Genomic DNA, 9,423 nt, shown 5'->3' with positions numbered 1-9,423 from the left:
CTGACGAACACCCCGCCGCCCCCGGAGACCCCGCTGCGGACGGCGGCCCGGCGGGTGAAGATCTGGACGCCGCTGGTGCTGCTGCTGGTGGTCGTCTTCGCGGTCGTGCAGAGCGTGCGCCCGCTCCCCTCGCCCACCCTGGAGCTCACCGCCGAGGACGGCTACACCTTCGAGGGCGGCAAGGTCGACATCCCCTGGCCCGCCGACGGCCAGGCCGCGCTGGACGTCCAGGGCATCGGCACGTTCGGATCCTCCGGCGAGCAGAAGCCCGTCCCGATCGCGAGCGTCGCCAAGGTCATGACCGCCTACGTCATCCTGCGCGATCACCCGCTCAAGAGCGGCGCGGACGGCCCGAAGATCCTGATCGACCAGGCCGCCGAGGACCAGTCCGACGCCGGCCAGGAGTCCACCGTCGACGTCACCAAGGGCGACAAGATCAGTGAGAGGGAAGCTCTGGAGAGCATCCTGATCGCGTCCGCGAACAACGTGGCGCGGCTGCTCGCCCGCTGGGACGCGGGGTCCGAGAAGGCGTTCGTGGGCAAGATGAACGACGCCGCCAAGGACCTCGGCATGAAGAACACGACGTACACCGACCCGTCGGGCCTGAACAACACGACCGTCTCCACGGCCGTGGACCAGGTGAAGCTCGCCAAGGCCGCCATGCAGCAGCCGGTGTTCCGCGAGGTCGCGACGATGATGTCGTACGTCGACTACAAGCAGAAGAAGCACGACAACTGGAACCGTCTGGTCGGCTACAACGACGTCACCGGCATCAAGACCGGCACCACCACGTCGGCGCTCGGCAACCTCGTCTTCTCGGCCAGGAAGGACGTGAACGGCGAGGTCCGCCGGATCGTCGGCGCGGTCGTGCGCCAGCCCGCCGGCGGCCCGGACAACACGATCCTGGGCGCCGCGCTCCACGAGGGCGACAAGCTGATCCGGGCCGCGCAGGGCGCGCTGAAGTCGGCGACGATCCTGAAGAAGGGTGACGTCGTCGGGTACGCCGACGACGGTCTCGGCGGCCGCACCCCGGTCGCCGTCACCGAGGACGTCACGGCCGTCGGCTGGGCGGGCCTGTCCGTCAAGCTGACGTTCGCCGCGGACGACCTGCCGCACACGGCCGAGGCCGGCACGAAGGTGGGCACGCTCACCGTCGGTGACGGCACCACCAGCGCCGTGAAGGTCCCGGTGGCCCTCCAGAAGGACCTGGTGGAGCCGGGCTTCGCGGCCAAGCTCACCCGCCTCGGCTGACCCGGGGCGCGACCCGCACCACCGCACTCCGCCGGTAACGGCCCGTCCGGGCGCCGCCCGGCGGGGTGCGTGCTAGCGTCCCGAACCGGGACAGGCCGAGAACAGAAGACGGGACACGGGGAGTGCCTTCGAGTGGCCACTGCGGAGCCGACACGCGCAGACGACACCGGACCGGGCTCGGTATCAGGCCCGCGAATACGGCTGCCCGAAGCACCCGAAGACGACGCACGGGAGCGGGAAGTCCCGGCGTCTGACGGAGCCGCGTCCGACAGCACCGCGTCCGACGGCAGCGTGTCCGACGACCGCCCGTCTCAAGACCGCCCGCCCGAAGACCGCTCACCCGAAGACCGCTCACCCGAAGCCGGCACGCCCGACGGCAGCAGGGGGTTCGAGTGGCCCGCCCCCGTGCTGGCGTTGCGTGAGCGCATGCTGCGGCACCCGGTCCTGTCCGTCACGGGCCTTGCCGCGGTGCTGCACATCCTCTGGTTCTTCACCTTCGCGAACAGCGGTGGCGATCTGGCCGCGCAGGACGCGTGGGCCGAGTTCGTCGGCCGGCACCCGGACTCGGCGTACAACCTCGCCTGGTACGGCGGGATGCACCCCGTGTCGTACAGCATGGTGTCGCCGTACCTGATGTCGGTGCTCGGCGTGCGGACGACGATGATGATCGCGGGCACGGTCTCGGCCGGTCTGCTGACGCTGCTCCTGCTGCGCAGCCGCTCCGTCCTCAACCCGCTGTGGGCCTCACTGGCCGGCGTGTTCGGGCTGTTCTGCAACGCGGTGTCCGGGCGGGTGACGTTCGGCCTGGGCATGATGTTCGCGCTCGGCGCGGTCGCCGTCGTGTTCTGCTGGCCGTACCGGTGGCGCTACAAGCGCTGGGCGAAAGCCCTCAGCGCGGCGCCGCTGGCCGCGCTGGCCACCATGTCGTCGCCGGTCGCGGGCCTGTTCGTGGGCCTGGTGGCGGTGGCGCTGTTCCTGCAGAAGCGGCGGCCGGGCGCCTGGGCGCTGGGCCTGGCGCCGACCGCGGTGGTGGCGGTGTCGGCGTGGCTGTTCCCGTTCTCGGGCACGCAGCCGATGATGATCGGCTCGGTGCTGCTGCCGCTCGCGTTCTCGGTCCTCGCCTACGTGCTGGTCCCGCGGGAGTGGAAGACGGTCCGGCTCACGGCCGCGGTGTACGGCCTGGGGGTCGTGCTGGTGTGGCTGATCAGCTCCCAGATCGGTTCCAACATCACGCGGCTGGCGATGCTGTTCGCCGGGGTCGCACTGGTCGCCGCGCTGCCGTTCACGGTGCCGCGCAGCCGCAAGTGGTACGCGGCCGTCGTGGCGCTGTGCGGTTTCGGCGTGTGGATCGGCTTCAAGACGGTCGACGACATCGTGCACACGGCGCCGGCGGCGTCCTGGTCGCGTGAGCTCGCGCCGCTCGTCAACGAACTGCAGGAGGTCGGCGCCGAGAAGGGCCGGGTCGAGGTCGTCCCGGCCCGCTCCCACCGGGAGGCCTCCGCGCTCGCCCCGTACGTCAATCTGGCCCGCGGCTGGAACCGCCAGGCCGACATGGAGCGCAACCCCCTCTTCTACGACGACACCCTCAACTCGGCGAACTACCACGAGTGGCTGAAGCGCTGGGCGGTGCACTACGTCGTGCTGCCCAAGGGCGAGCCGGACGGCGACGGCGGTCAGCGGGAGCGGGCCCTGGTGCGGCGCGGGCTGCCGTATCTGACCCAGATCTGGGGCGACGCCACCTGGCAGCTGTTCAAGGTGAGCGACCCGACCCCGCTGGCCGAGCCGAACACGGTGGTCGACCGGGCCGAGCAGGGCGAGATGATCCTCCAGGTGAAGGAGGCGGGCCGGATCCTGGTCCGCATCCCGTACTCGCCATGGCTGAGCATCGTCGACGCGGAGGGCAAGAGCCTGAAGCCGCCGCAGGAGACGGAGGAGTCCAGGAACCGCCCCGAGGGTGAGCCGAAGACGTACGTGAACGTCAACGGCTGCCTGACGGAGACGGAGGAGGACGCGCAGGGCGACAAGTGGACGGAGCTGCTGGCCCCGAAGGCCGGCACGTACCGCCTGGCGGCGCCGTACCAGCTCCCCCGGGGCACGCCATGCCCGGAGGAGCTGCGCTGAGCCTCAGCGCAGCCGGTCCACGTACGTGTCCGTGCCCGGCACCGTCGGGATGAACGGGGCCACCAGTTCCACCCTGCCCAGGCCCGATTCCGTCACCGCCGCGTCGAGGCCGGTGAAGTACGGGTCCCAGCACTCCCTCGGGTCGGTCTGGAGGAACCACAGGAGTGTCAGGCGGGTGTCGACGCCCTCGACCTGTTTCACGTAGGTCATGCGGTCGCCGGGGAGGGGTGTCGGGCTGAAGACCGTCACCAGTGCGGCCGGGGAGCCCGCCAGGCGTTTGGGGAGGTGGCGGGTGCGCAGCCACTGAAGGAGCGGGGCGCGCTGCTCGGGGGTGTCCGCCTCGACGACCTGGAGGACCAGGCCCGCGTAGGGGTGGTCGAGGGCGTGGACGTCCCGGGGGCCGGCCGCTCCGTCGCGGTACACCGTCGCCTCGTGGTTCTGGAACGCCGTGAGGACGTGCGTGCGGTCGTGGTAGACGCGGGCGTCCCGGTTGAGGCGCTTGTTGACGGCGACCGTCCAGCGCATGTGGTCGGCGTAGCGGCCGGCGGTCATCCAGTACGTGGAGAGGTAGCAGCCGGCCGTGACCGGCTGGGCGATCGCGGACTTCTCGGGGTAGCGCAGGAGCTGGAGGTCGCGCGTCGCCACCCAGCGGCGGCCCGCCTGCATCCAGGGCATGGCCATCGCGCCGGCGTAGTAGTGGTCGTCCTCGTACCAGCGGTTGTACGCGTACTCGTGCCCGGGGTGCGGCTCGACCATGGTGATGAGGGCGTGCCCGGGGTGGGTGCCGTAGGGGCCGACGGCGGCCAGTTCGGCGTACAGCTCGCTGCGGGTGTCCTCGCTCATGCACTTCCCCTTCGTCGGAGGCCGGTTCATACTCTGACGCTCCGTCAGATAGAACGCCAGGGTCCGGCCCGGGGAGGTCCTGCCATGTCACTGCTCGCGGGGAAGACGGTCGTCGTGTCGGGGGTCGGGGCCGGGCTCGGACGGCAGGTCGCGGCGGCCGTCGTACGGGACGGCGGGCGTGCCGTGCTCGGGGCCCGCACGGAGGCGAGCCTGGCGAAGACGGCCGCCGAGGTCGACCCCGGCGGCGCGTGCACCGCGTACCGGGCCACGGACATCTCCGACGAGGCGCGGTGCGAGGCGCTGGCGGAACTGGCGCGGGAGCGGTTCGGCGGGATCGACGCGGTGGTGCACGTGGCCGCGCTGGACGGCTACTTCGGCGGGCTGGAGGACGCCGACTTCGAGTCCTGGCGGTCCGTCCTCGACGTGAACCTGCTGGGCACGCTGCGGATGACCCGGGCGTGCCTGCCGTCGCTGAAGCAGGGCGGCGGTTCCGTCGTGTTCGTCGGGACGCAGTCGGCGGTGGCGGCCCCGTCGCAGGTGCGGCAGGCGGCGTACGCGGCGTCGAAGGGGGCGCTGACGAGTGCGATGTACTCCCTCGCGCGCGAACTCGGGCCGCACCGGATCCGGGTCAACACCGTGCTGCCCGGCTGGATGTGGGGGCCACCGGTGCGGGCGTACGTGCGGTCGGCGGCCCGGTCGGAGGGTGTGTCGGAGGCTGCCGTGCTGGGCAGGCTGACGGACCGGATGGCACTGCCGGAACTGGCGACGGACGCGGACGTGGCGGACGCGGCGGTGTTCCTCGCGTCGGACCGGGCGCGGGCGATCACGGGGCAGTCCCTGCTGGTGAACGCGGGCGAACTGATGCGCTGAGGGCCCAATCCCAGCCACACGCCCGGCCCTTGCGGAGGTTCACGTACATAAACTGAAGTCATCTCACCGAACTATTTTACGGTCTCTTGACCTTCCCCTTGCTTGCCGTGCGCACGTCACCGAACCCAGAGTTCACATGCCTGACCCTGGCGGCAGCACCGTGGAAGGGGATTCATGAACGGTCTCGACTGGGCCGTGCTCATCGGCTACTTCGCCGTGATGGTCGCGATCGGCGTCTGGTCGCACAAACGCGTCGACAACGTCAGCGACTTCTTCACCGCCGGCGGCAAGATGCCGTGGTGGCTCTCCGGCATCTCGCACCACATGTCGGGCTACAGCGCGGTGATGTTCACCGGGTACGCGGGCATCGCCTACACCTACGGCGTCACGTCCTTCGTCACCTGGTCCTTCCCTATCGCCCTCGGCATCGCCATCGGGTCGAAGCTGTTCGCCCCGCGCATCAACCGGTTGCGCTCCCGGCTCCATGTGGCCTCCCCGCTGGAGTACCTGAAGAACCGGTACGACCTCAAGACGCAGCAGGCGCTGGCCTGGTCAGGGATGCTGCTGAAGATCGTGGACGTGGGTGCGAAGTGGGCGGCGATCGCCACGCTGCTGTCCGTCTTCACGGGCATCTCCCTCAACCAGGGCATCCTCATCACCGGCGGCATCACGGCGATCTACTGCACGATCGGCGGCCTGTGGGCGGACGCGCTGACCGAACTGGGTCAGTTCATCATCCAGTTGCTGGCCGGCATCGCGATGTTCGTGGCGGTCTTCGTACGCCTCGACGACCACGGCGGCTTCTTCGGCGTCTGGGACTCGCCCGAACTCCAGGGACACGAAAAGCCGCTGGTCGGGCCGTACGGCACGGTGTTCCTGCTGGCGTTCCTCTTCATCAAGCTCTTCGAGTACAACGGCGGCATGCTCAACCAGGCCCAGCGCTACATGGCCACGCGCGACGCCAAGGAGGCCGAGCGCTCGGCCCGCCTCTCGGCGATCCTCTGGCTGGTCTGGCCGCTGGTGCTGTTCTTCCCCATGTGGATGTCACCGCTGCTGGTCGACTCGCAGAAGCCGGACGGCTCGGACTCCTACGCCCTGATGACCGAACAGCTCCTGCCACACGGCCTGCTGGGCCTGGTCATCGTCGGCTTCTTCTCCCACACCATGGCCATGTGCTCCTCCGACGCCAACGCCATCGCGGCGGTGTTCACCCGGGACTGCGCGCCGGTGATCTGGGCGCGGGCCCGGACGTGGAACCAGAGCCAGGGCCTGCGGGTCGCCCGCATCGCCACGGTCGTCTTCCTCGGCCTGTCCATGGCGGCGGCGACGCAGGTCAACTCCCCCGCCTTCAAGGACATCATCACGGTCGTCATCAAGTGGGTGGCCGGTCTGATGGGCCCGATGGCGATCCCGATGATGCTGGGCCTGCTGCGCGCGTTCCGCCGCTCCGGCCCGACGGCGGCCCTCGTCAGCTGGTCGATGGGCCTGCTCGCCTTCTGGCTGGTGAACTACCCCATCAACTGGAACGTCGAGGGCGGCGTGCCGCTCCAGTACCAGGTGTCGATCCCGCTGGCCGTCTCGCTGGTCCTCTACATCCTCGTCGGCTACATCCGGCCGGAGGACACCCCCGAGCGGCTGGCGATCATCGAGCGGATCAACACGGACGGGGACGGCACGGCCTCGGCCACCATCCCGGCCCCGGCCGACCCGGCGGACGACGTGCTGCGCACCGCCAAGAGGTGAACCGTCCCTGATCAGTGAGCGGCCGCCGTGCCGGGCGGCGCCCCTCCCCGTGGGCGGGCGCCGCCCGGCACCACCGCACAGAGACGGGACCGCCGCCCGTCAGGTCACCCGGCGGCGGATCCACCAGGCACAGAACCCGGTCAGGACCAGGGCGAGGCCGAGGTAGAGCCCGGTCTCGGCCCATTGAAGGGCCCAGAAATTGCCGGCGGGCTGGTAGGTCACCTGCTGCTTGTAGCCCAGGGCGCCGAGGTCGGCGATGCAGCGTTCGAACTGCTGCAGGGTGGGCGGGCCCGACTCGGTGCGCAGGCAGTCGGGGAAGGACGAGGGCACGGGGGCCGGCCGGCCGGCGGCGTTCAGGGTCTGCTGGGAGGTGACCCAGGCCCCGGGCACCTCGTCGAGGTGCGCGATGATCTGCCCGGCCTCGTCCTGGACGCTGATGGGGGCGCCGTCGGGCTCGATCGGCACGGTCGCCCGGTCCGCGGCGGCCAGGTGGGCCCGGATCCACGTCGGCACGGCGATCTGGACGGCGACGTAGAGGGCGAACGTGGTGGCCATCGCGGGCAGGGTGCGGCGGATGACCAGACCGAGGGCGACGCCCAGGACGAACGCGAAGGCGGCATGGGCCATGGGGACGACACCCCGTGCGGCGAAGGCCACGGGGTCGAGCCGCGGGAAGTACGTGTCCGTCGCGCCGCCGCCGTTGACAGCCCGGTCGATGGGGCTGCTCCACCAGCTCACCGCGAGGCTGGTCAGTCCCGCGGCGGTCATGGAGGCCGCCGCACCCATGCCCAGCTTGGTCGCCAGCCAGCGCGTGCGGGTGACGCTCTGGTTCCACGCGAGATAGTGGGTTCCGGTCTCCAGTTCACGGGAGATCAGCGGCGCGCCCCAGAACATCCCGATGACCGCCGGCACGGCGAGCACGACCAGCAGTCCGGTGTAGTAAATGGTCTGGTCCGAACCGGAGACCTGGTCCACCAGGCTGCTGCCGGCCGTCCGGTAGAGGTCGGACAAGTGCGGGCCGGTGACCGCGAGGACGGCGGCGAGGGCGGCCACGGCGGCGAACACCACGGCGGCCTGGGTGCGGAACTGGCGCCAGGTCAGCCGGATCATCGCAGTACCTCCAGTGCGGGCCGGGTGTCACGCACCGCGTCGGTGGGCCGGGTCATGTAGGCCAGGACGATGTCTTCCAGACCGAGTGGGCTGACGGTCCAGGACGGGTCGTGGACCGCGGTGCCGGTGCGCACCACGAGGGTGGTCTGCCGATCGGTGTGGCTCGCGGTGATGACGTGCTGGCCGGCCGGGAGCGTGCCCGGGTCCCGGCGCGGTCCGGTGAGCCGGTGGTGGCAGGCGACCAGGTCGTCGATGTCGCCGGCCACCTGCACCCGGGAGTCGACCAGGACGATGAGGTAGTCGCAGGTCCGCTCCACGTCGGAGACCAGGTGGGAGGAGAGCACGACGCTCAGTTCGTGCTCGGCGACGGCCTCCATCAGGTCCTGCATGAACTCCCGCCGGGCGAGCGGATCGAGGGCCGCGACCGGCTCGTCGAGGATGAGCAGTTCCGGGCGCTTGGCGATGCCCAGGGTGAGAGCGAGTTGCGCGCGCTGCCCGCCGGACAGCTTGCCGGCCCGCTGCTTGGGGTCCAGACCGAGGCGACGGATCCGGTCGCGCGCCACGACGTGGTCCCAGTCCGGGTTGAGGCGCTTGCCGAAGTCGAGGTGGTCGGCGACGCTCAGCGCGGAGTAGGTCGGGGTGTCCTGGGCGACGAAGCCGACCTTGGCCAACTGCTCCACACCCGCGGCAGGACGGCCACCGCAGACCTCGATGGTGCCGGCCGTGGGGGTCAGCATGCCGGAGGCCAGGTTCAGCAGGGTCGACTTGCCGGCGCCGTTGGGGCCGACCAGGCCGACCACCCGGCCGACGGGGACGTCCAGGTCGCAGTTCTGCAGCGCCCAGCGCTGCTTGTACCTCTTGCCCAGGCCCTGGGCCCGTAAGACGGCGCTCACGCTACGTCCTCTCCGGCGGCGTCACGAAACGTGCTCATGAACAGTGCCTCGATGCTTTCGTCGTCGAGCCCGGCCAGGCGGGCCTTGGTCAACCAGCGCTGCAGGTCCTTGCGCAGCGGTCCCTGCGCGGCGAGCGTGCCGTCGGCCAGCGTCCGGGTCACGAACGTCCCGACGCCGGGACGGGCGGCCACCAGACCGTCGTGCTCCAGCTCCCGATACGCCTTGAGGACCGTGTTCGGGTTGACCGCCATCTGCTTCGCCACCTCCTTGACCGTCGGCAGCCGGTCCCCCTCCTCCAGCAGACCCAGGCGCAGGGCGTGCCGAACCTGCTGGACCAACTGCTGGTACGGGGACAGGCCGGACCGGCTGTTCAGGTGGAACTCAATCACCGGTTCCTCCATTTATCTAGTTGCCTAGCACTATAGACCTCTAGGTGGACCGTGCGGCCACGCAGGTAGTGCACAGGGGTGTCGGGCAACGACCGGCGGGCCGCGGTGCCAGGTGGTGGTATGCCGTCCGGCGTCGCCGAGTCGGTGTCGGCTCTGGACGGGGAAGATGCGCGGGGCGGCGGGCGCCCGGTGCCGTGTCGCCC

General features: G+C 70.6%; 7 protein-coding genes and 1 pseudogene. 4 read left to right on the top strand and 4 right to left on the bottom strand.

The window, feature by feature from the left end; translation table 11 throughout:
• Both C1J00_RS31435 and C1J00_RS31430 read left to right on the top strand, forming a co-directional pair.
• Positions 1 to 1,251, top strand: a pseudogene (locus tag C1J00_RS31435) (D-alanyl-D-alanine carboxypeptidase); the annotation flags it as partial.
• A gap of 132 nt (positions 1,252 to 1,383) precedes the next feature.
• A complete protein-coding gene (locus tag C1J00_RS31430; RefSeq protein ID WP_102912380.1) occupies positions 1,384 to 3,372 on the top strand; it encodes a DUF8823 domain-containing protein in 1,989 nt (662 codons plus the stop codon).
• 3 nt (positions 3,373 to 3,375) lie between these two features.
• On the opposite strand, the gene C1J00_RS31425 is transcribed toward C1J00_RS31430, so the two are convergent.
• A complete protein-coding gene (locus C1J00_RS31425; RefSeq protein ID WP_102912381.1) occupies positions 3,376 to 4,215 on the bottom strand; it encodes a hypothetical protein in 840 nt (279 codons plus the stop codon).
• Between the two features lie 84 nt (positions 4,216 to 4,299).
• Between C1J00_RS31425 and C1J00_RS31420 the strand changes: the two genes are divergently transcribed.
• Positions 4,300 to 5,085, top strand: coding sequence for an SDR family oxidoreductase (locus tag C1J00_RS31420; RefSeq protein ID WP_102912379.1), 786 nt, complete (start codon positions 4,300 to 4,302; stop codon positions 5,083 to 5,085).
• A 174-nt stretch (positions 5,086 to 5,259) separates the two neighbouring features.
• Positions 5,260 to 6,828: a sodium:solute symporter family protein gene (locus C1J00_RS31415; protein ID WP_102912378.1), complete on the top strand. Its 1,569-nt coding sequence runs from the start codon at positions 5,260 to 5,262 to the stop codon at positions 6,826 to 6,828.
• Positions 6,829 to 6,927: 99 nt separating this feature from the next.
• On the opposite strand, the gene C1J00_RS31410 is transcribed toward C1J00_RS31415, so the two are convergent.
• The 3 genes from C1J00_RS31410 to C1J00_RS31400 are packed head-to-tail and all read right to left on the bottom strand — an operon-like array spanning position 6,928 to position 9,232.
• Positions 6,928 to 7,938 carry an ABC-2 membrane transporter-related protein gene (locus C1J00_RS31410; protein WP_102912377.1) on the bottom strand — a complete coding sequence of 337 codons (1,011 nt, stop codon included), beginning with the start codon at positions 7,936 to 7,938 and terminating at the stop codon, positions 6,928 to 6,930.
• Positions 7,935 to 8,831: an ABC transporter ATP-binding protein gene (locus C1J00_RS31405; RefSeq protein ID WP_102912376.1), complete on the bottom strand. Its 897-nt coding sequence runs from the start codon at positions 8,829 to 8,831 to the stop codon at positions 7,935 to 7,937. Before C1J00_RS31405 ends, C1J00_RS31410 begins: the two co-directional genes overlap by 4 nt.
• Positions 8,828 to 9,232 (bottom strand): GntR family transcriptional regulator, encoded by a 405-nt coding sequence (locus C1J00_RS31400; RefSeq protein WP_102912375.1) that lies wholly within the window; start codon positions 9,230 to 9,232, stop codon positions 8,828 to 8,830. Before C1J00_RS31400 ends, C1J00_RS31405 begins: the two co-directional genes overlap by 4 nt.
• Positions 9,233 to 9,423 lie beyond the last annotated feature (191 nt).

This window comes from Streptomyces cahuitamycinicus (genome assembly GCF_002891435.1).
Lineage (GTDB): Bacteria > Actinomycetota > Actinomycetes > Streptomycetales > Streptomycetaceae > Streptomyces > Streptomyces cahuitamycinicus.
The sequence above is the reverse complement of the archived record's forward strand: the minus strand, read 5'-3'. Positions and strand labels throughout refer to the sequence as shown.

Bases quoted from the DNA above. Each gene is read 5' to 3' on its own strand.
- C1J00_RS31415 (WP_102912378.1), top strand. From the start codon at position 5,260: ATGAACGGTCTCGACTGGGCCGTGCTCATCGGCTACTTCGCCGTGATG.
- C1J00_RS31425 (WP_102912381.1), bottom strand. From the start codon at position 4,215: ATGAGCGAGGACACCCGCAGCGAGCTGTACGCCGAACTGGCCGCCGTC.
- C1J00_RS31420 (WP_102912379.1), top strand. From the start codon at position 4,300: ATGTCACTGCTCGCGGGGAAGACGGTCGTCGTGTCGGGGGTCGGGGCC.
- C1J00_RS31410 (WP_102912377.1), bottom strand. From the start codon at position 7,938: ATGATCCGGCTGACCTGGCGCCAGTTCCGCACCCAGGCCGCCGTGGTG.
- C1J00_RS31400 (WP_102912375.1), bottom strand. From the start codon at position 9,232: ATGGAGGAACCGGTGATTGAGTTCCACCTGAACAGCCGGTCCGGCCTG.